At 68.1% G+C, this 19,368-nt stretch carries 24 protein-coding genes; 10 read left to right on the top strand and 14 right to left on the bottom strand.

Going from position 1 to position 19,368, the window contains the following annotated elements:
- From ACIBGM_RS25240 to ACIBGM_RS25255, 4 genes are all read right to left on the bottom strand, one after another.
- The gene (locus tag ACIBGM_RS25240; RefSeq protein ID WP_360531711.1) at positions 1-534 is read right to left on the bottom strand and encodes a hypothetical protein; all 534 of its coding nucleotides are present in this window, start codon (positions 532-534) and stop codon (positions 1-3) included.
- A gap of 86 nt (positions 535-620) precedes the next feature.
- The gene (locus ACIBGM_RS25245; protein WP_360531708.1) at positions 621-1,178 is read right to left on the bottom strand and encodes a hemerythrin domain-containing protein; all 558 of its coding nucleotides are present in this window, start codon (positions 1,176-1,178) and stop codon (positions 621-623) included.
- A 66-nt stretch (positions 1,179-1,244) separates the two neighbouring features.
- A complete protein-coding gene (locus ACIBGM_RS25250) occupies positions 1,245-1,394 on the bottom strand; it encodes a hypothetical protein (RefSeq protein WP_360531705.1) in 150 nt (49 codons plus the stop codon).
- Between the two features lie 53 nt (positions 1,395-1,447).
- A complete protein-coding gene (locus ACIBGM_RS25255; RefSeq protein ID WP_360531702.1) occupies positions 1,448-1,867 on the bottom strand; it encodes a hypothetical protein in 420 nt (139 codons plus the stop codon).
- Positions 1,868-1,969: 102 nt separating this feature from the next.
- Between ACIBGM_RS25255 and ACIBGM_RS25260 the strand changes: the two genes are divergently transcribed.
- Complete coding sequence (locus ACIBGM_RS25260) at positions 1,970-2,470, top strand: DUF2231 domain-containing protein (protein ID WP_360531699.1); 501 nt, start codon at positions 1,970-1,972, stop codon at positions 2,468-2,470.
- Between the two features lie 445 nt (positions 2,471-2,915).
- Positions 2,916-4,577 (top strand): hypothetical protein, encoded by a 1,662-nt coding sequence (locus tag ACIBGM_RS25265; protein ID WP_396386912.1) that lies wholly within the window; start codon positions 2,916-2,918, stop codon positions 4,575-4,577.
- 459 nt (positions 4,578-5,036) lie between these two features.
- On the opposite strand, the gene ACIBGM_RS25270 is transcribed toward ACIBGM_RS25265, so the two are convergent.
- Both ACIBGM_RS25270 and ACIBGM_RS25275 read right to left on the bottom strand, forming a co-directional pair.
- A complete protein-coding gene (locus ACIBGM_RS25270; protein ID WP_360531693.1) occupies positions 5,037-5,402 on the bottom strand; it encodes a VOC family protein in 366 nt (121 codons plus the stop codon).
- Between the two features lie 40 nt (positions 5,403-5,442).
- Positions 5,443-5,958, bottom strand: coding sequence for a DinB family protein (locus tag ACIBGM_RS25275; protein WP_360531690.1), 516 nt, complete (start codon positions 5,956-5,958; stop codon positions 5,443-5,445).
- 91 nt (positions 5,959-6,049) lie between these two features.
- Here ACIBGM_RS25275 and ACIBGM_RS25280 point away from each other — a divergent pair, with 91 nt between their 5' ends.
- Both ACIBGM_RS25280 and ACIBGM_RS25285 read left to right on the top strand, forming a co-directional pair.
- Positions 6,050-6,436, top strand: coding sequence for a MerR family DNA-binding protein (locus ACIBGM_RS25280; RefSeq protein WP_360531687.1), 387 nt, complete (start codon positions 6,050-6,052; stop codon positions 6,434-6,436).
- Entirely contained in the window at positions 6,433-7,380 is a 948-nt protein-coding gene (locus tag ACIBGM_RS25285; RefSeq protein ID WP_396386913.1) for an alkylmercury lyase family protein, read from the top strand. Before ACIBGM_RS25280 ends, ACIBGM_RS25285 begins: the two co-directional genes overlap by 4 nt.
- On the opposite strand, the gene ACIBGM_RS25290 is transcribed toward ACIBGM_RS25285, so the two are convergent.
- Together ACIBGM_RS25290 and ACIBGM_RS25295 are read right to left on the bottom strand one after the other, a co-directional pair.
- A complete protein-coding gene (locus ACIBGM_RS25290) occupies positions 7,366-7,932 on the bottom strand; it encodes a sigma-70 family RNA polymerase sigma factor (protein WP_396386914.1) in 567 nt (188 codons plus the stop codon). The genes ACIBGM_RS25285 and ACIBGM_RS25290 overlap by 15 nt on opposite strands.
- Positions 7,933-8,071: 139 nt before the next feature.
- Positions 8,072-8,698 (bottom strand): hypothetical protein, encoded by a 627-nt coding sequence (locus ACIBGM_RS25295; RefSeq protein ID WP_360531678.1) that lies wholly within the window; start codon positions 8,696-8,698, stop codon positions 8,072-8,074.
- A 141-nt stretch (positions 8,699-8,839) separates the two neighbouring features.
- Between ACIBGM_RS25295 and ACIBGM_RS25300 the strand changes: the two genes are divergently transcribed.
- Together ACIBGM_RS25300 and ACIBGM_RS25305 are read left to right on the top strand one after the other, a co-directional pair.
- Positions 8,840-10,267 (top strand): PepSY-associated TM helix domain-containing protein, encoded by a 1,428-nt coding sequence (locus ACIBGM_RS25300; RefSeq protein WP_396386915.1) that lies wholly within the window; start codon positions 8,840-8,842, stop codon positions 10,265-10,267.
- Positions 10,268-10,322: 55 nt separating this feature from the next.
- Positions 10,323-11,195, top strand: a complete 873-nt coding sequence (locus ACIBGM_RS25305; protein WP_360531672.1) for an alpha/beta hydrolase — start codon at positions 10,323-10,325, stop codon at positions 11,193-11,195.
- Between the two features lie 10 nt (positions 11,196-11,205).
- On the opposite strand, the gene ACIBGM_RS25310 is transcribed toward ACIBGM_RS25305, so the two are convergent.
- Together ACIBGM_RS25310 and ACIBGM_RS25315 are read right to left on the bottom strand one after the other, a co-directional pair.
- Entirely contained in the window at positions 11,206-12,420 is a 1,215-nt protein-coding gene (locus ACIBGM_RS25310) for an RNA polymerase sigma factor (protein ID WP_396386916.1), read from the bottom strand.
- 12 nt (positions 12,421-12,432) lie between these two features.
- Positions 12,433-12,813 (bottom strand): YciI family protein, encoded by a 381-nt coding sequence (locus tag ACIBGM_RS25315; RefSeq protein ID WP_360531667.1) that lies wholly within the window; start codon positions 12,811-12,813, stop codon positions 12,433-12,435.
- Between the two features lie 177 nt (positions 12,814-12,990).
- On the opposite strand from ACIBGM_RS25315, the gene ACIBGM_RS25320 reads away from it, so the two are divergent.
- Positions 12,991-13,251, top strand: a complete 261-nt coding sequence (locus ACIBGM_RS25320; RefSeq protein ID WP_396386917.1) for a WhiB family transcriptional regulator — start codon at positions 12,991-12,993, stop codon at positions 13,249-13,251.
- Between the two features lie 54 nt (positions 13,252-13,305).
- Here ACIBGM_RS25320 and ACIBGM_RS25325 read toward each other — a convergent pair whose 3' ends face one another.
- The 3 genes from ACIBGM_RS25325 to ACIBGM_RS25335 form a co-directional block, all read right to left on the bottom strand.
- Positions 13,306-14,115 (bottom strand): hypothetical protein, encoded by an 810-nt coding sequence (locus tag ACIBGM_RS25325; protein ID WP_396386918.1) that lies wholly within the window; start codon positions 14,113-14,115, stop codon positions 13,306-13,308.
- A 161-nt stretch (positions 14,116-14,276) separates the two neighbouring features.
- Positions 14,277-15,293, bottom strand: coding sequence for an NADPH:quinone reductase (locus ACIBGM_RS25330; RefSeq protein WP_396386919.1), 1,017 nt, complete (start codon positions 15,291-15,293; stop codon positions 14,277-14,279).
- Between the two features lie 21 nt (positions 15,294-15,314).
- Entirely contained in the window at positions 15,315-16,295 is a 981-nt protein-coding gene (locus tag ACIBGM_RS25335; RefSeq protein WP_360534370.1) for a redoxin domain-containing protein, read from the bottom strand.
- A 109-nt stretch (positions 16,296-16,404) separates the two neighbouring features.
- Here ACIBGM_RS25335 and ACIBGM_RS25340 point away from each other — a divergent pair, with 109 nt between their 5' ends.
- The gene (locus tag ACIBGM_RS25340; RefSeq protein ID WP_360534372.1) at positions 16,405-16,602 is read left to right on the top strand and encodes a three-helix bundle dimerization domain-containing protein; all 198 of its coding nucleotides are present in this window, start codon (positions 16,405-16,407) and stop codon (positions 16,600-16,602) included.
- 134 nt (positions 16,603-16,736) lie between these two features.
- Positions 16,737-17,021 (top strand): hypothetical protein, encoded by a 285-nt coding sequence (locus ACIBGM_RS25345; RefSeq protein WP_396386920.1) that lies wholly within the window; start codon positions 16,737-16,739, stop codon positions 17,019-17,021.
- Positions 17,022-17,075: 54 nt separating this feature from the next.
- Here the strand turns inward: ACIBGM_RS25345 and ACIBGM_RS25350 are convergent, their stop codons facing one another.
- Positions 17,076-17,849, bottom strand: coding sequence for a hypothetical protein (locus tag ACIBGM_RS25350; protein ID WP_396386921.1), 774 nt, complete (start codon positions 17,847-17,849; stop codon positions 17,076-17,078).
- 235 nt (positions 17,850-18,084) lie between these two features.
- Between ACIBGM_RS25350 and ACIBGM_RS25355 the strand changes: the two genes are divergently transcribed.
- Positions 18,085-19,125: a hypothetical protein gene (locus ACIBGM_RS25355; protein WP_396386922.1), complete on the top strand. Its 1,041-nt coding sequence runs from the start codon at positions 18,085-18,087 to the stop codon at positions 19,123-19,125.
- Positions 19,126-19,368 lie beyond the last annotated feature (243 nt).

Consider the following 19,368-nt stretch of genomic DNA (forward strand, 5'->3'; position numbering starts at 1 on the left):
TCAGCGATCGGGCTCCAGCGGGCTGTCCTGATGCTGTTCGAGCAGATGGAGCACCGGTACGCCGAGGTGTCGACGAGCCTTGGCAGACCAGTCGATGTGAAGCAGCTCGGCCACGACGTGAGGGCGGGTCAGTACGACGACCTCTTGGCCGTCGACGCGCTTGATCTGCTCGACGAGTTCGTCCACCGGGTGCCGGTGGGTGATCGAACCTTCCGCGGCCTGGCCGAGTGACCGCAGCCGGTCGAGGCTGCGGTCCACCGCGGCCGTGGCGTGGGCGTCGATGTCGCGTTGCGCGTTCTCCTGGGCCTTGCGCGCCTCCTCGTCCGACTCGATCGAGAGCCGGGCGGTCGTGATGCCGTAGTACTCCGTCCCGGCGAGGCTCGCCAGCGAGGCCTCGATTCTGCCCTGTGCATCTTCGCAGGGGATGATCACATGGAACCTGAGCGGGTCCGGCGCACTCGCGTAGAGCTCGACCAAGCGCTGCGCATCCGGCACACTCAGCTCTTCCTCAACCAGCAGGACGACGTCGTACATCAAGACCACCTACCCTCGACGCGATCCGGGTCTACCTACCAGTACCCATCTCAGTCATCATCGATCGGGAAGCGCTCTCAGGTCGACTACTCGCTGGACTCGCTCTGCAGCTTTTCCTGGAGCTTGTCCTTGGAGAGGCCGGAGGTCCCGGAGATGTCGGCGTTCCTGGCCTGTTGGGCGAGTTGGTCGCGGGTCATGTCGCCGGGCTGTTCGCCGAGGTGTTGTTTGCGGCTGGCAACGAAGGCCTCGCCGAGTTGGGCGCGGCGTTCGTCGGAGAGGTTGGAGCGCATGCCGGGCAGGACCTTGGTCTCCTCTTCCTCGACGTGGTGCGAGACCGCGTCGACGAGGTTCTGCAGCACGGTTTCGAACTCGGGGGAGGAGGGATCGGTCTCCGCGAGCTTCGCGAGCAATTGGTCGGCCTCGATGTGTTCCTGCTGGCTGTGCGAGACCTCTTCCTTCTCGCCTGCCTCGCTGGCGGCGACCGGGTAGACCTCGGCCTCTTCGGCGCGGCTGTGCGCGGTCAGCAGCGTGGTCAGCACCGGAAGCAAGTTGGGCCGCTTCTCCGGACTCTCCTTGAGCTCGTCGAACAGCCGCTCGACCTCGCGGTGGTCCTGCATGATCAGGTCGACTACGTCCGCCGTCATACCCCTGCCCCTTTCGTGGTTGCGTGAATCGCCCTGTACCCCGTGCCACACCTGGTCCGCACCGGCTCAGTCCGGCGGTTCCACCGGGTCGCCTTGCTCGCCGCTCGTCACGTCCTGCGCTTGCGGCCGACGTCGTACGGCGTCGTCCTCCGGCGGCTCGTTCGGTTCGGTGTCTGTGACCTGCTTGTCGTCCGGTTCGGGACGGTCGACACTCATCGTCGCCTCCTTGGGTTGCCGGCCACCCCGGTTCCCGCGGGCCGGTGCGTGAATCAGAAGCCGTGGCCGGGCTCGCCAGGCGTCGTACGGCGTTCCTTCATCTCGGCCTCACGCTGGTGGGGCCGGCCGTCGACGAGGTGGTCGCGGACCTGGCGATGCCGCTCGACGAACGGTTCGTAGTACGTCCGCTCGTAGTCCTCGACGATCTGGAACGTCCACCGCCGGTCGTTCACGTTGCGGCCTTTGATCTCCCGCTCGACCTCGTCGGCCACGTCGTCATGCCCGGCGCTGCGCAACATGCCGACGGCTCTGATCACCTCGTTGTCGGCCTTGCCGGTCAACTGGTGGAACTCGTACAGGGCGCCCCGCGCCCGGATCACGGTCTCCATCGCCAGCGTCAAGGCCCCGACAGCCTCGACAGTCTGGGCGTCGACGCCTTCGGGACGCTCGAACCTCTCCGGCAACTCAGTCATGCCAGCGCGGTACCCACCGCTGCAACGTCGGGTGGTTTCTATCGACAGTGGGTACTGGCGATAGAGGCGACGTACTCGCGCCGCGCGATCTGGAGAACCACGATGGATGAGCTCGAGCGGGCGAAACGCCCGAAGTCCAAGCTGGCCGGGCCGTACGGTCATCCGTTCCATCCGGTGCTGGTCGCCGTACCGATCGGCACCTGGGTGGCGAGCGTTGTCTTCGACCTCGTCGCCGTGATCAATGCCGACGAAGCGCCGGTCTTCGCCAAGGGCGCCTACTGGTTGATCGGCATCGGCATCATCGGCGCCCTGCTCGCCGCCGTCTTCGGGTTGATGGATCTGCTGGCCATCCCGCGTGGGACCAAGGTGTTCCGGACCGGCCTGACGCACATGACGCTGAACCTGACCGTTGTGGCGCTCTTCGTCATCAGCTTCGCGATCCGCGCCGGTGCGGGCTACGACGAGGTGAGCGTGGCGGGCTTCGTGCTGAGCCTGTTCGCGGTCGGGCTCCTCGGTGCGTCCGGCTGGCTGGGCGGCCAGCTCGCCTACCACTACGGCGTCCGCGTCGCCGGCGAAGCCACCCAACGAGAGGGCTACCACTGACGTCACCGAGATCTGAGCTCTACCTCGCCCGCGCAGAGCACAGCACTCCACACGCCTTCGCCACGGTTGAAGCCCTCCAGCTCGCCATCATCGCCCTGCTCGCCATCGGCACCGCCGCACTCCCACGCTTCACCAGCTCGGCCGCGGCCGCACCCGTCGTCGACGTGTGACCGGACGTAGGCGCCGTCGTCGGGTTCGGCCTGGCCGGCGGCTACCGCGGTTCACCACGGCCGGGCCGTGGTCGGGTTCGGCTTGGCCGGGCGGTCGCGCCGTGGTCGGGTTCGGCCTGGTCGGCGCATTGCTGGGGTGGATCGGGGTACTGGATGCGGTGCAGCGGAAGTGTCGTTCGACGATGACGAGGGGCCGGCTCATCCAGGTCGTGTGACCGCGACGAGCCAGGTGACAGACCACCGTCGGGGACTGGCGGGCTGGTCAGGGAGTCACCATGATGCGTCGACGCGACGCGGCCCACGGGAACAGAAAGCCCAAGGCCATCGAAGTAACCCTGGACGAGCTCCTAGGTGCCACCGCCGACGCCCAAGCCAACCCTGCCCCGGCCAACGAGCCCCACCGCGACAAGCGCGACCAGGACGAGGAGCCGTACCGTGAGGACGCGCCGCAGCGGGAGGACGCGCCGTACCGGGACGAGAAGCCGTACCAAGACGGGCCGTATCGGGGCGAGGCGCCGTATCGGGAGGACGAGCGGTTCCGGGGCGAGCAACGGTATGGGGGCGAGGTGCCGGACCGGCAGGACGAGCGGTTCCGGGCCGAGGAGTCGTATCGGAGCGAGGAGCCGCATCGGGGCCAGGTGTCGTACCAGCAGGAGGAGCCGCACCGCGATGAGGAGCCGGACCGGCGTGGGGTGCCGTACCGGGATGAGGAGCCGTTCCGGGAGGGCGAGCGATTCCGGGGCGAGGAGTCGTACCGGGGCGACCTGCCGTACAGGCAGGACGAGCCGTATCGGGAGGACGCGCCGTACCGGGACGAGCTCTACCGGGACGACGAGCCGTACCAGCAGGACGATCCGTACCGGGGCGAGAAGCCGTACCAGCAGGACGAGCCGTATCGGGGCGAGAAGCCGTACCGCGACAAGCTCTATCGGAACGAGGAGCCGTACCGGAACGAGCCGTATCGGGGCGAGGTGCCGTACCGGCAGGACGAGCCGTTCCGAGGACAGGTGCCGTACCGACAGGACGAGGCGTACCGGGATGAGGAGCCGTACCGGGATGAGGAGCCGTACCGGGGTCAGGAGTCACTCCGGGGTGAGGTGCCGTTCCGGGAGGACGAGCGGTTCCGGGGTGAGGAGTCGTACCGGCAGGACGAGCCGTACCGGGACAAGGTGCCGTATCGGGGCGAGGTGCCGTTCCGGGAGGAGGAGCGGTTCCGGGGCGAGGAGCGGTATCCGGGCGAGGTGCCGTACCGGCAGGACGAGCCGTTCCGGGATGAGGAGCCGTTCCAGGGCGAGGAGTCGTATCGGGGCGAGGAGCGGTTCCGGGGTGAGGAGTCGTACTGGGAGGACGAGCGGTTCCGCGGCGGGGTGCTGGGGCGGGGAGACGAGGCCTACTCGGAGGGCGAGGCTCGGGGGGCGGGGGCGTCGGTTGGGGTGGCGTTTTTTGGGTGGTTGGTTGCTTGTGGGACCGGCGTACTTCTGATGGTGCTGGTTGGTGGTGTCTGCACGGTGATCGGGTGGGACAGGCTTGCTGCCTGGGCGGGGGACGAGGGGAGCACCGGGCGGCTCTATTTTGGCGCTTGGATTGTTTTGGTTCTGTTGATGGGGGTTGCGGCGTTCTCGGGCGGGTACGTCGGTGGGCGGATGGTGCCGTCGCGTGGCGATCGCCAGGGCTTTGGTGTGTGGCTCTTTGGCTGGGGGGCTGTCGGGCTCATGGTTGGTCTGGGGTACTTGGTGGACCGCGAGTACGACGTTGTGGCGAGAGTCGACTGGCCGTCCTTGCCGATCGCGGAAGGCGACCGTCCGTTGGCCGCGTTGGCTGCAGTCGTTGCGATATTGCTCGTCACGTTGCTCGGGTCAGTCCTGGGAGGTTCCGCCGGGAACAAGTGGTACGGGAGATTGCGTCGCCCCGACGCCGACGACAACGCCCGACGGTGAGCGCTAGTCCGATCAACGGTGAGCCCTCGTCCGATCAACGCTGAACTCTAGGCCGATCGCGCTCGCCATGGGCGCAGTGTGCGAGAGCGGGACCATGTGGGTCTGGGAATGCGTGCCGCTGTGCCCGCCGCGTCGCCGACACCGGCGGGACACCTTCAGGGACGAGCGGCTGGGCGCAGAGCGGGAGGGCGCCGGTCGGCCGGGAGGTGACCGGCACCAAGCCCGAGTTGCACGGACGTTGAGGCCCAGTTGTCCAGCCGCGGCTCGAATCGGTCCGGTTGTCTGGCCGCGGCTCGTGTCGACCCGGTGGTCGGGGCGCGGTCCAGTTGTGGAGCCGTGGTTCGGGTCGGTCCGTTTGTGGAGCTGTGGTTCGTGTTGGGTCGGTTGGCGGGTGGTGGGTCGGGGCGGGTTGGTTGGCGGGGCGTGGGTTGGGCGGTGGGGCGAGGGGGAGTGGGGGTGTTAGGTGGCGGGTTCGAGTAGGCCTAGTTGGTTGCCGTCGGGGTCGGGGCAGGTGATTAGGCGTTGGCGGCCGCTGGACACGATGACGGGGTCGGTTGTGGTGATTCCGTGGGCGGTTAGGGCGGTGACTCGGTCGTCCAGGTCGTTGATGGAGAAGTTGACCGTCGTGCGGCCGGACTTGGCGGGGTCTTGGAAGATCTGGACGACGCCGCCGTCGGCGAGGTGCCATTCGGCCAGGGAGTCCATCGGGCGCTGGTCCGGAGGTCGTCCGAAGAAGGAGGTGTACCAGGCGCACGCGTCCTCGATCTCCGCGACCGGGATCACTGCCAGTACTGCGTTGATCGCCATGGTGTCGCCGGTACCCACGATCGACACCCGGCGCGCGCCCCGCCGTACCCGACAACACTCAGTCGTCGAGGGTGAGCTGCTGTCGGTGGAAGTCGAAGTGCTGCGTCGGGAAGTGGTAGACGTCGGCCAGCGTCATGTAGTCCTGGAAGAACGGATCCCACCGCGTCGGGTAGTGCATGCCGCGCTCCAGTGCCGCGTCGCTCTCGGCGTCCAATCGTCGGTGGAGTTTGTCGATGACGTGGTCGAACATCGTCGCCATACGGTCCGGGCTCAAGGTGCTGCCGCCGGCGTACGACCCGAGATAGTTCACGAAGTCGAACGGCTTCGTCCCGGCGTTCAGCACGCGTGCGAACGTTCGGCTGAAGCCGCCTGGCAGGCGCCCGAAGACGCGAACCAACCTCAGCAACGCCCGGATGATCAGGTAGCCAAGCAGCATGTGAAACAGCAGTTGCCGGTTGTTCCACCGGGTCCCGTTCGACGGTCGACGGAGGGCATCATCGTCGGCAAGTTCGATGAGCTCGTGGAACTCACGGCGCGCCCGCTCCAACTCCGCGTGCACCAAACTCCGTTCCATGACTCATGGTCTGTCGCCAACACGCCCGCGCCAAGCCCGCCGATCGCGTCCGGCTTGACTCTGTAGTCAGGTCCAGGGTTCACGATGAGGTATGCGCACGAGTGAGTTGGCTGGTCGGGCTGGGGTGAATGCCGAGACGTTGCGGTACTACGAGCGTCGGGGCCTGTTGGAGGAACCGCCTCGGACGTTGGGTGGGTATCGGGACTACCCGGCGTCGGCCGTGGGACTGCTTCGATTTGTGAAGCGGGCGCAGGAGTTGGGGTTCACGCTGGACGAGGTGGAGGAGTTGCTGCACCTCGACGGTGGTGGGCCGGACAGTTGTGATGCCGCGCGGGCGCTGGCCGAACGTCGGCGCGACGATCTGGCCGCCCGGATCGCCGATCTACAGCGGATGCACGATTCGCTATCGGGGTTGGTAGAGACGTGCGATCTGCCGCGCGCGGATCGTCGGTGCGCGTTGCTGGAGGCGATCAAGTGAGGCTCGAGGTGTTGCATGTCCCGGACTGTCCGAATCTGCTGCCGCTGCTCGAACGCCTAGCGGAGGTGACGGACCTGCCCGTGGTGACGCGAGTGGTCGAGACCGAGGCGGACGCCGCGAGGCTCGGTATGGCGGGTTCCCCGACGTTGCTGGTCGACGGCAAAGATCCGTTCGCGGCGGACGGGGACTGCGGGTGTGGTCTGGCCTGTCGTCTGTATCGCGACGACGACGGCCGAATCGTGTCTGCTCCGTCAGCGGATCAACTGCGCGCCGCGCTCGCTGAAGTTGCGCCGCCGACCGAGATCCTGAGCGCGTGGCGTACTCGCGCGGTGCCGTTGAATGCGAAGGAGCGAGCCGCGCATCAGGCGATTCTGCGTGCCTTCGCCGCCGAACGTCCGTCGGCGCAGGACCCCGCCGTACTGCGAGCCTTGCACGACGCCGATGCGATCCGGCTGACGTCGTACGGCGAGATCGCGGTGGCGTACCCGTTCTCCGCGACGCCGACCAGGCACCGAGTACGGATCGGCGACCGCGTCGACGTCTACGCGATGTGTGCGGTCGACGCGCTCGGCATCGCCCCGATGGTCGGTGAGGACACCGTCATCTCCTCGGTGGACGTGACCACGGGCCGGCCGATCACGGTCGTCACACGCGATGGTCGCAGTACCTGGTCACCGGACACGGCCGTGGTGTTCGTCGGCGCCGACGCAGGCGGTGGACCGTCGGCTGACTGCTGCTGCGACTACCTGAACTTCTTCGCCGACCGGTCGGCCGGGGATCGGTGGATGGCCGCCCACCCCGGCGTACCAGGCCAGCTCATCAGCCACCACGAGGCCGAGGAGCTAGGCGCTCGCCTGTTCGGGCACTTGCTTGCTGGCGACGACGGCGGGGCTCGCCTCCCGGCCTACCCGGGAGGCGAGCCCCGCCGGTCAGGCGGCGAGTAGCTCGGCGAGGGTCGTCCGCGCGCGGGCTACGCGTGAGCGGACGGTGCCGATCGGGCAGCCGAGGTGTTCGGCGGCCTGCGCGTACGGAACGCCGGCCAGTTGGGTGAGGACGAAGACCTCACGCCGGTCGCCGGGAATCCTGGCGAGCAGTTCGGCCAGCGCGATCCCGTCCTCGAAGCCTGGCAGGTTTCGTGGTTGGGCTCGTTCGGCCGCGAGCTGCCAGTCGTGCTCGGAGATTCTCGGGCGGGATGCCTTGGTGCGGAGGTCGTCGGCGACGGTACGGCGGGCGATGGACAGCAACCACGTGCGTGCCGACGAGCGGGCCTCGAAGCGGTGCAGGCTGCCCAACGCCCGCAGGAAGGTCTCCTGGGTGAGGTCGTCGGCCGATTGTGGATCCGCGCTGAGGTGGGTGACGTAGCGACGTACGTCGCGGTGCAGGGCGCGGACGAAGCGGTCGAGGGCGTCGAGATCGCCCGTGCGCGCCGCGATCGCCAGCTGGGTCGGGGTTTCGTCCGGATGCGCGTCACCCGGTGGGAACAGGTCAGAAGCCATAGTTCGATTCCTTCTGGGATCCAAAGATCCGGCAGCGCATGACAGAGCGCACTGCCGGTGAGCGGAGAGAACCTGCCGAATGGCATGGCTCGACCCGGGCGAGGAGCCGAAGCCGGTCGCGCCCGGGTGATTCGTGCTGTCAGGAAACAGCGGTTCCGCGGGGTGGACCCCTGGAGACGATGGCGTGAGCGAGCAGCCAGTTGCGCAAGGGGGTGGGGGAGTAGCTGTGCCGGATGCGTGGCAGGTGCTCCGTCAGCCGTGGACGGGCGGGCAGCCGCAGCGACAGCCGGAGTTGGCCGGCGACGAACCGCAGGATGGCGAACGCGGCCCGCTCTCCGTAGGCCAGCCACAAGCCGCACAGGAGTGCGGCGAGCAGGTGAGCGACCAGCATGCCGATCGAGCCAGCGCCGGTCAGGTGATGGGCAGCCGGATCGGTCGCTGCCGCCATCGGCATCGCGTCATGTGCCATCGGGTGCAGGTCCGAAGGCAGTCCGGCGGGCTCCGGACGGACGAGTGACTGCGTCATGGAGAACACCGTGTGCAGCGCGGCCTGGATCACGAGAGTTCCGAGAACGACGAACGGTACGCCGCGCTCGCGGTCGGCCACGATCCAGGCAGTGAGCCCGATCCATCCGAAGCACATGGCCAGCGCCCACCACGGAATCGCCGCACCGGACATGAGCACGTGACCGAGCGCCGCGAGCAGCACAGACGTAGCCGCGAACATCCCGGCTCGTGCGACTCGAAATCCCCAGCTCTGCTGCATGGCCGAACCATGGTCGCATCCGCCACCTGTGCCGCACTGAACAGGCTCCATCAGCTCTGTGGTCCACCTCACATCTACCGGGCTGGAACTGATTGCCGTCCCCGACCGACTCCTGCTCTGGATCGTGCAGAAGGAGTGGGCGTGAGCAGAGTAGAAGGCGCTGAGGGCGCAACGGTTGTCGAGGTGGAGGCTCGGCCCGACGGCGGTGCGCGCGGCCGCGGAGCCGGGTTGTTCCGCGCGTTCTGGCGGTGGCACTTCTACGCCGCGTTCCTGGTGATCCCGGTCCTGCTGATTCTGGCGGCGACCGGACTGATCTACCTGTTCCGGTTCCAACTCGAGCCGATGCTGCATGCCGACGTGATGAAGGTCGAGCAGCCCGCCGGGCTGGTCGCTCAGCCGTACTCGGCCCAGCTCGACGCGGTGCGCAGCGCCCTTCCGGACGCGACCGTGGTCTCGATGACCGAACCGTCCGGGCCGGACCGCTCGACGGTGTTCTCCGTCGACACCGCGGCCGGGCCAAGGGATGTGTTCGTCGACCCGTACGAAGGCAAGGTGCTCGGGTCGCTGAACCACGACGCGACGCTGTCCGGCGGCGCGATCCTGCTGCACGGCGAGTTGATGGCGGGCCGCTGGGGCGACTACGTGATCGAGATCGCCGCCTGCTGGGCCATCGTGATGGCGCTGACCGGCTACTACCTGTTCGTCCGCGGACGGGTGGCGCGAGCACGTCGCAGAGCCGCCGGAGCAGCAGGCGCGGTACTTCGATCACGCCACGGCCGGACCGGGGCAGTCCTCGGGATCGGCTTGTTGTTTCTGATCGTGTCGGGGCTGCCGTGGACCGGGTTCTGGGGCGCGAAGACCCAAGAGATCGCGTCCAGCCAAGGTACGTCGTTCTGGGGCGAGGATCCCGGTGCGCTGTCGAACCCGACCTCGACCCTGGACGAGTCCCTGCCGCACAGCCACTCGGTGCCCTGGGGCCTGGGCAAGACCGAGGTGCCGCGCTCGAATCCGTCGGACCGGACCGAGTCGGTGGCCACGATCGACACCGCGATCGAGGTCGGCCGGCGCAACGGGTTGCTGCGTCCGATGACGATCGCACTGCCCGCCGACGACGAGGGTGTGTTCTCGGCGATCGGCTACGCCTTCAACGACCCCGGCAAGGAACGCACGCTCCATGTCGACCAGTACGGCGGCCGCGTGGTGTCGACGTACGGCTACAGCGACTACCCGGCCCTGGCCAAGGTGGTCTCGCAGGGGATCGCCCTGCACGAAGGCAGGCGGCTGGGCACCCTCAACTTCTGGTTGACCGCGATCTTCTGCCTCGGCGTGATCTTCATGTGTGTCAGTGGCCCGTTGATGTGGTGGCGCCGGCGCCCGAAGGGTACGTCGCTCGGTGCGCCCCGTGGCCGGCTTCCGCTCCGCGCAACTCCCGCGCTGGCTGTCCTCGTCATTGCCCTGGCGCTCTTCCTGCCGCTGTTCGGGATCACGCTGCTGGCCGTTCTCGTGCTCGACCAGCTCCTGCTCCGCCGGATCGCAGGCCTGCGAGCATGGTTCAACGTTGCCGGATAGCGACCCACGGAAAGGACAGCCTGGAGAGTGAGGACTTCCGGCGTACCGTTGAGTTGTGGGCGTGGACGAGGTGCTTGCGGCGCATCGTGGCGCTGGGCGGGAGTTCAGCGCCACCGGGGTGCGGAGCTTCGTGCTCGACCACGGATCTGCTGACTCGGAGGCAGTTGTCTGCCTGCACGGCGTACCGGCATCGTCGTTTGTCTACCGGTCGGTGCTGCCCGAGTTGGCCGGCCGCGGGTTCCGGGGGATCGCGTTCGACCTGCCCGGACTGGGCCTGGCTGAGCGGCCGCGCGACTTCGACTACTCCTGGACCGGGCTCGGGCGCTGGGCGGCCGCGGCCCTGGACGAGCTCGGGCTGGACAGGGTCCACCTGATCGTCCATGACATCGGTGGACCGGTCGGCTTCGAGATCGCTGCCGCCGCACCGGATCGCGTTCGCTCGTTGCTGCTGCTCAACACACTCGTTGCCGTCGACACCTTCCGACGGCCGTGGGTGATGGAGCCGTTCGCTCATCACCTCCTCGGCCGGGCATGGCTTACGACCGCGCAGGCGCCGCTGGTGTTCCGCAGCTTGATGAGGAACATCGGAGTCGGTCCTGATGTGCCGACGGAGGTCATCGACGCGTACCTGCGGCTGCTCGTCGGCGATGACTCCGGCCGTGCGTTCCTCCGGATCATGGGTTCGTTCGAGCGGACGCCGGAGAAGCGGCGGCGTTACGAAGGCGTCGTCGGCTCCGACGCGTACCCGGTGGGAGTGCTATGGGGCAGCAAGGACCCGGCGCTTCCACTGCGCACGTACGGCGTCCAGGCCCGTCTCGCCGCCCGCCTCGGTGACATCAAGACGGTCCCGGGCAAGCATTTCTTCCAGGAGGACTTCCCAGCAGAGGTCGCCGCAGCGGCTGCCGCCTTGGCCGAGCGCGCTTCGTAGAAGTGCTGCGTCATCCGGGAGCGTCGCCCTCCTGGCTGATGGTCCGACTCTGCCGGCTGAGGAACTGGACTTCCGACGAGGTCCTGGCGAGCGTCGCCGCGCGGGCGTAGGCCGCTGCGGCCTCCGATCGTCGCCCGAGGCGGTGCAGCATGGAGCCGCGTGCGGCGTGCAGGAGGTGGTAGCCGGCCAACTCGTCGCAAAGCTCGTCGAGCAGGGAAAGTCCGACGGCAGGCCCGTCCCGCTCGGCGACGGCGACGGCACGGTTCAGAGCAACTACGGGTGTTGGCGTCACCGCGAGCAGCCGGTCGTAGAACCGGACGATCGCCGCCCAGTCGGTCTCGTCGTACCGGGGACTCGCGCAGTGCAGCGCCTGAATCGCGGCCTGGATCTGGTACGGACCCAACTGACGGCGACGTATACACGACAGCACGAGCGCCTGACCCTCCGCGATCATCGAACTGTCCCACAGCGACCGGTCCTGGTCCTTGAGGAGAATCAGTTCTGCGGATCCGCCGCGCGCCGGCACTCGCGCCTCGTTCAAGAGCATCAGGGCCAGCAGGCCCAGCACCTCGGGATCATCAGGCATCAGCTTCACCATCAGCCGGGTGAGCCGGATCGCCTCGGCGCGCAGGTCGGACCTCGCAGGGTCGTCGGCGCCGGCGTTGTAGATCAGGTAAAGCACCGAGAGTACGGCGCGTAGCCGACCCGGGAGCTCGGTGGCGCCGGGCACGCGGTACGGGATGCGTGCCGCCTTGATCTTGTACTTCGCCCGAACGAGCCGCTTCGCCATGGCCTCCTCGCTCACCAGGAACGCCGAAGCCACCTCGGCGACCGTGAGTCCCGCGATCAGACGAAGGGTGAGCGCCACCTGGTGCTCCGGCCGGAGGGCCGGGTGGCAGCAGGTGAAGATGAGGCGCAACTGGTCGTCGCGCGGTGGGTCCGTGTCGGAGCCGGAGAGATCCCGGAGCAGGCCGGCCGCGAGCTCTTCGGCGAGCTCGCGGCCCCGGCGGTTTCGCCGTACGACGTCGAGGGCCCGGTGGCGCGCGGTGGTGACGATCCAGCCGGCGGGGTTACGCGGTACGCCGTCGTGCGGCCACCGATCCATCGCGGTCACGAACGCGTCCTGTACCGCGTCCTCGGCGAGCGAGAGGTCACCGAAGAGTCGGGTCAGCGTGGCCACGGCCTGGCCGTGCGCCTCCCGGAAGGCGCGCTCGACGTCGTCCATCGACAGGGCCGGTCAGTGGCCGGCCTGCACCCGGCCGGTCGCCCGGAACGGCCGGACCTCGATCGAGCGATTCGTGGCCTCGACGACCTTCTCTGCCCAGGCCAGAGCCGCGTCGAGGTCCTCGGCGTTGATGATGTAGAAGCCGCCGATGTGCTCCTTGGTCTCGACGAACGGCCCGTCGGTGGTCACCTTGTCGAGGCCGGTGCCGCCGCTCACCACCGTGGCGGCGTCGGGGCCGTGCAGTGCGCCGCCGAACACGAATGCGCCCGCGCTGTCCAGCTCCTCCTCCAGCGCGATCACCCGGCCCATGAAGGCCTGCATCTCCTCCGGCGACGACGGCGCCGGCGCGGCTTGCCCGTCCACCTCGTAGACCGACAGCAGGTACTGATTCATCCGGACTCCTTCGATCAGGCGGGACGGTCCCGCTCGACCTGATGACGAACGGCTGGTCCCCGATCAGGACACCTCAGCCAAGAATCTCAGCAATCTCCGCGCCTGGACGCCCGGTGGCGTCACAAACCGAGCTATCGGTCGGTCTAGGTTTCGAGAGATCGAAGGAGATCCGACGTCATGAATTGGCTGTTCAGGGCAGCGTGCCGGAGCGAAGATCCGGAGCTGTTCTTTCCGATCGGGACGACCGGGCCCGCCGTACAGCAGGTGGAGGCCGCGAAGACGGTGTGCCGGCGGTGTGAGGTGATCGACAGCTGCCTGGAGTGGGCGCTGCGGACCGGGCAGGACGCCGGGGTCTGGGGCGGGCTGTCTGAGCTCGAGCGCCGGGACCTGAAGCGCCGGCGTCGCCACATGGACCCTTCGGACTCGTTGCCCCGGTAGGCGGCAGAGCAAAGCCCGCTTGCCGGCCGGCAAGCGGGCTGCTCTGGTTGGCGGTCAGCCGCAGGCGTAGACGACGGGGACGAGCTCGCCGGAGCTGACGTCGTACCCGGCGGCCGTCCACCGGGTGTTGCGCTCGAAGATGTGCTCCAGAAGGGTGCCCTGGGGGAACGTGATCTTCGTGCCGTCGCTCTTGATGATCACCGACGGGTAGTCGCCGAGTGGGCCGAAGCGGCCTTCGGTGACAGCGTCGCGGGAGCGGTTGAGGTCGACCACTCTGTCCTCGAGCTGCACGATGCTGGTGTTGCCGGTGTTCCACAGCAGGCCGGTGACGTCGTCGATGTCGGTGTCGCCGCCGGCGATCCAACTGCCTTGGATGTCACGTGCCCAAACGCCGGTGTCGTTGATGCCGGGCAGCCGTGCGGGCTCGGCGCTCGACGACTTCCACAGGTAGCTCGTGTGCTGGCCGTCGGGAAGGTAGAGCCGTCCGACGATCAGGCCCTCGTCGGAGATGTCGTCCATGGCGTACAAGGTCTGGTCGCTCGGTACGGCGAGCCGCTGCGGCTGACCGCCCGCCTGCCAGACGAACGGGACGTGCTGGCCGAGCGCCTCGTCCCAGGTGGTGCCGAGGATGTCCTGGTGCTTGTTCATCCCGGTCAGCTGACTGATCTGCAGTGTCGTGGGCGCGAGGATCCGGTACGAGTTGGTCTTGACCGAGTAGATCCAGTGGTCGGTTCGCGTGAAGCTGCTGGTGGAGCCGAGGACGAGTCCACCCTCGATCACCGAGTAGGCAAACGACTCGCCCTCCGCCTGTGAGGCGAGCCAGCGCGGTACTCCGTTCACCCAGAGCACGGCCTGGCCGTGCATGCGACCCTCGCGGTTCGCCTCGCCAAGGATGTAGCGGCCGGACGGATCCGCCGTACGTGTACTTCCCCCAGACGAAATGGCCCCTTCCCCAAGGGGCACGCATGCGAGGTCAGACGCAGGTCCTCCGGAAGAAGTTCGAACTGGCATAGACCGCCAGGAACTCAGTCGGTGTTGACGGTGATCAGGACTTTGCCGACCGTGCTCTGCTCGACAGCGGCGTGTGCGGCGCTCGTGTCTTCGAGGCGGTAGTGGTGCAGGGGGAGTCCGGCGTCTTCGCCGACCCGGTACGCGCCGTCGGTGATCGCCTGGTTGATGTCAGCGGCGGCGCTCGCGATCCAGCCCCAGCCGACGGTGTACAGCAGGACGAACTGGTAGCGCACGTTCAGTCCCATGTTTCGCCGTACGTCGAGATCGAACGGCCGGCCGCCGTCGTTCGCGTAGATCGCGATCGTCCCACGGGTCCGCAGGACTGCCAGGTCCAGCTCGGAGTTGGCGCCGGCAGCGACCTCGACCACCAGGTCGACGCCGTCCGGGGCGACCGCCTTGACCGCGTCGGTCGCGTCGGGGGAGCGGTAGTTGACGACGTGGTGCGCTCCGGCGGCAGTCGCGAGCCGCGCTTTGGCTTCCTGGCTGACGGTCGAGATCACGTTCGCACCGGCCCAGCGGGCGAGCTGGATCGCTGCGTTGCCCACAGCACCGGCTCCGCCGGCGACAAGTACTGTCCGGCCTGTCAGCGCCCCGGGCGCCAGCCGGGCTGGACCATCTTCGCCGACCGTCAGTGCGCGATGGGCTGTGAGAGCGGGGATGCCCGTGCTGGCCCCGAGATCGAAGGACGCGCCCGGAGGTAGTGGGAAGACCCGGTCGGCCGGCAGGGCCGTGAACTCCTGCGCTGTGCCGCTGGCCGGACGACCGTCGCCGGCCAGGGTGACCCAGACGTGGTCGCCGACGCTCAGGCCGTCGACACCGGCGCCGAGTTGGTCGACCACTCCGGCGCCGTCGTGATTGGGGACCGTTGCCTCCGCCACGTCACCGCCACTTCGCGACTTCCAGTCCGTCGGGTTCACGCCGGAGACCATCACGCGTACGCGGACCTCGCCGTACCCGGGCTCTGGGATCGGCGCCTCGACCAGCTCCAGTACGGACGGATCGCCGGCGCGCGTGTAGCGGATCCTTCTCATGCGATGGTCTCCTAGGTTGAATCAGCCGAAGGTGAAGGCATAAGCGCGGACGCCCGGCCTGGCGAAGGTGATCTCGAAGTTGCGATCGGCGACCACGTCCGGCTGGCGGAGGAGTTGGTACAGCCGCGGCCGGTCGAGGGTGCCATCGCCATGGGCGTCGACATCTGTGCCGTGAGCGGCGACCGGAGGCTGTCCGTCGATTCGCACCTGGAAGCCAATCGGGTCGCTCGACTCCAGCACCAAGTGGAGATCGCGGGCGTGGAATCGGCAGGAGAGACGGCCCTGAGGCTCGTTGAGCACCACGGACTCTCTGGTCATCGTCCAGTCACCTGACAACGCCCACTGGTTGAGCTGCAGGCGCTCGGGCGCGGCGTAGGTGTGCTGGCGGCCGAGTACGGCGCCGTCCTTCGACGCGAAGTTCTCGGTGCGCGCGAAGCCCAGGTAGTTCTCCGGTGACCAGAGGTTCTGCCAGTCCGCTTGGACTTCGACGCCGGTGCCTTGGGCCTCGACGGGGTCCGGGCCGAATCCGCCGGCGCCGGTCTCGGCGAGCAGGCGCTGGATGACCGCCTCCATCTCCTCGTAGCCGCCTTCGCCGAACTGGTGGTGGCGAATCGTCCCGTCGGCGTCGGCGACGTACGCGGCCGGCCAGTAGTGGTTCTCGAAGGCCGTCCAGATGGCGTAGTCGTTGTCCACCACGACCGGGTAGTCGACCCGAAGCTCGTCGATCGCCGGCCGGACGTTGCGGAGGTCCTGCTCGAAGCCGAACTCGGGGGTGTGAACGCCGACGACGACCAGCCCGTGGCCGCCGTACCTCTCGATCCAGGCCCGGAGATAGGGGAGCGTCCGCAACCAGTTGATGCAGGTGTAGGTCCAGAAGTCGACCAGTACGACGCGGCCGCGCAGCCCGGCCGCGGTGAGCGGGGGCGAGTTGATCCACTCGGTCGCTCGTCCGAGTGCCTCCAGCGGAGTACGGCGAGGTGCTCCCGCTCCCGTCGCGTTCACGACGATCCCCTCCCTCGGACACCTGAGTACCCACTGCCACACTCGCACAGAATTGATCGAATGTCGGACAGGTCTTGTGTGCGGGACTGCGGTCCGGACCATGGATGACATGGACAGGTCAGATGAGGAGCGTGCGATCGGAGAAGTGGTCGATCGCCTGGCCAAGCAGTTTCCGGGGGTGCCCGCAGCGGAAGTTGCGCAGGCCGTGAACCAGTCCCGCCCCGAGTTCGAAGAGGTCCCGATCCGGGACTTCGTGCCGCTGTTCGTGGAAAGGGGCGCCAAGGCGCGACTGCGCGAGCTGGCATAGTCACGATTCGTCCACGGCTCGGCCGAACCGCTTGTCTGCCGGCAGGTGGTTTGGCGACGCTTGCTCCCTCGGGTGGCTCGGACCGGAGAGGACCAGAGTGTCAGAGAGCGCGGAAGACTCCCTGCAGCGCGGCGTTGCGGCGCGCGGTCGACGTACTGCGGCACCGTCCGGCCGACGAGGTCGCGGCGAAGGGGCTCGTGGCCGAGTTCCACGAGCTGCGAGCGCTGATGTCGACGATGGCCTTGTTGATGACGTCGTTCAGCCTGTCCCGCTACGCCCGGCTCATCCGCCCCCAGCGGCCGACGACCGCCGGCGTCCTCACGGAGGCCGACGCCGACCTGATCGCCGCCTCCGACCACCTCGACCAGGCCGCCGGCCGCCTCACCGCCGCCCGCCAGAAGCTGGACTCCCTGCACTGACGTCAGGTGATGCAGTGGACCGTGGCGGTCCGGACCGGGGATGTCGGTGGACTCTCAGATGCCGAGGCTCTTGCCGTCGGTGATCTGCGCGGCCGGCGGTGCCTTGGGTTCCTTGATCTGGTTGTACTCGCTGAAGGTGAAGGTCATGCGCTCGGAACGAGACTTGCCAGGCTGGTCCAGGCGGATGGGGCGGGCATTGGTGGCATCGACCCACAGTGTGTTTCCCTGGGCGTCCACGAGGCCGATGCACGGGATGCCTCCAACGGTCTTCGTCCCGGCCTTCCGTGACCCGACGGCGTGGTCGAACAGGTCGAAAAACAGGGCGGACTTGCGGACGAAGGTCGTCAGTTGGCCGAATTTCTCGTCGGTCAGCGCGACCTTGAGCCATTTGCCGCGCATCATCTCGATGACCATGTCGGCCTCTTTCTTCGGCTTGGTGTTCTGCCGCCAGTAGGCGTCGCTGGCCTGCAGGTAGACGGTTCTGCCGATGATGCGAATCTTGAGCCGTGCGCCGTTGATGGTGAGAGTGCCGGAAGCGGCGGTCCTGGTGAGTCCGAGATCGAACGTCAACGGCCTGCCGTCGTCAGTCGTCATCGTGGCTCGGACCCGTACGCCGACGGCCGCTTCGGCCGCGGACTCCGCCTTTTCGGCTAGCTGATCGGCCGTCAGAGCGTCGAGTCTCGTGGCCGGCTTCGACGGAGTCGCGGAGGTCGATGGTCCGGCCTTGCCCGCAATGGTGGGCGGCGTACCTGTGGGCTGAGATTCGCTGCAACCTGCGACGAGGACGGTCATCAGGACCGACGTGGTGATCAAACGTCTGCTGAACATGGCAATTCCCCCCTGCTGAGGCGCCGGGTCGCGCCTCTTATCACGCACGATGAGCCGCGCGCTGAAATAGTTGCCCGATTGTGCGTTGCCCTTCTGCAAATGCGACGGTGCGATCAGGAAAGCAATTTCCGGTCGCGCCGCGTGCTGGACCGGGCACTGGAAATGATCACCGAGGATCTATAACCGCGACGCCCTGGAAGGCATCTAGGTGGGTATATCCGAAGGGGGGAACATCATGAAGACGTTCCGCAGACCGATCCGAACCGCGCTCGCCGTCCTGGCCGTCGCCGCCGTCCCGGTGGGCGCGGTCGGTGTGCCGAGCTTCGCCGGGACCGCCGCAAGCGGGGCTGCGGCGAGCGAGGCCGCCGCCGGTGGATGCCGGGTCCATCGTCTCCCGCAGCCGGCGCTGCCCGGGGACAGTGTCGTGACGGGCGGCGATCCGTCTGGCCGGTACCTGATCGGCGCGCGATGGACCACGCCCGAGGAGGGGACCCCGCTGCTGTGGATCGACCGGCGGCTGCGTGAGCTGCGGACGCCGTACGAGCGGGCGCTGATCAAGGACGTGAACGCGTCGGGTGTGTTGGTCGGGGCCGGGTCGCGCGGTGCTTGGCGATACCAGGATGGACGGTTCACCACCCTGGCGAGCCTGCGTCCCGGTTACGTGACCGACGCGGTGGCGATCAACGCCCGTGGCGACATCCTGGGGATCTCGCATGATCCCGCCACCTTCGAGGCCCATGTCTTGGTTTGGCCGGCTGGGCAGCCGGACAGGCCGCGGGAGCTGACCCCGCCGCCCGGTGCGAGCTCCGATCACCTGTACGCCGTGGACATCGACGACGACGGGACCGTGGTCGGGGGCTCGTACTCCCCGATGACGGTGGGCTACATCTGGCCGCGCGGGGGCGCTGCCCGGGTGCTTCACGGGCCGGCCGACGAGCCGCACGTGTACACCTGGAAGATTCGCGGCGGATGGATCGCCGGCGGCCTGATCGGCGCTGACGGCGAGATCCCGGCCGCCTGGCGGTCCCGTGGACGAGCGGCCAACGTGCTCGGCGTCGTAGGTCGCGCGCGGGCGGTCAACCGGCACGGTGACCTGGCGGTGTCCGGAGCCGAGCTCCCGGCCGCCATCGCCCACCATGGCGGCCGGATCGTCCCGCTGCCCGGCGTCGACGGGCCTGATCGCGGCGCGGTGGTCACACTCAGCGACAGTGGTGTTGCGGCCGGCTGGCTCATCGACGGCCCACGCGCCCGTCCGGTGCTCTGGCTGGGCTGCTGAGCTCCTTCAGGCTGCCAGTGGCAACCACCCCGGCGCGCTCGCCGCCGGGGTGGTTGCTACAAGCAGCGTCATTCGACCGTCCGTACGATTACCGCTCCGTAAAGTGAATAACTCGCGCTTGTCCGTGCATTCCTGGCAGCATTCCCTTCGCAGGGCCGACCGAGCAACCGGGGAGCTTGCCACGATGTCACGGGCCAGACGAGCGTTACCGCACGGGAACGGCTGGAGCGGCGGGCTTTTGCT

The organism is Kribbella sp. NPDC050470, from assembly GCF_044458365.1.
Classification (GTDB): Bacteria; Actinomycetota; Actinomycetes; order Propionibacteriales; family Kribbellaceae; genus Kribbella.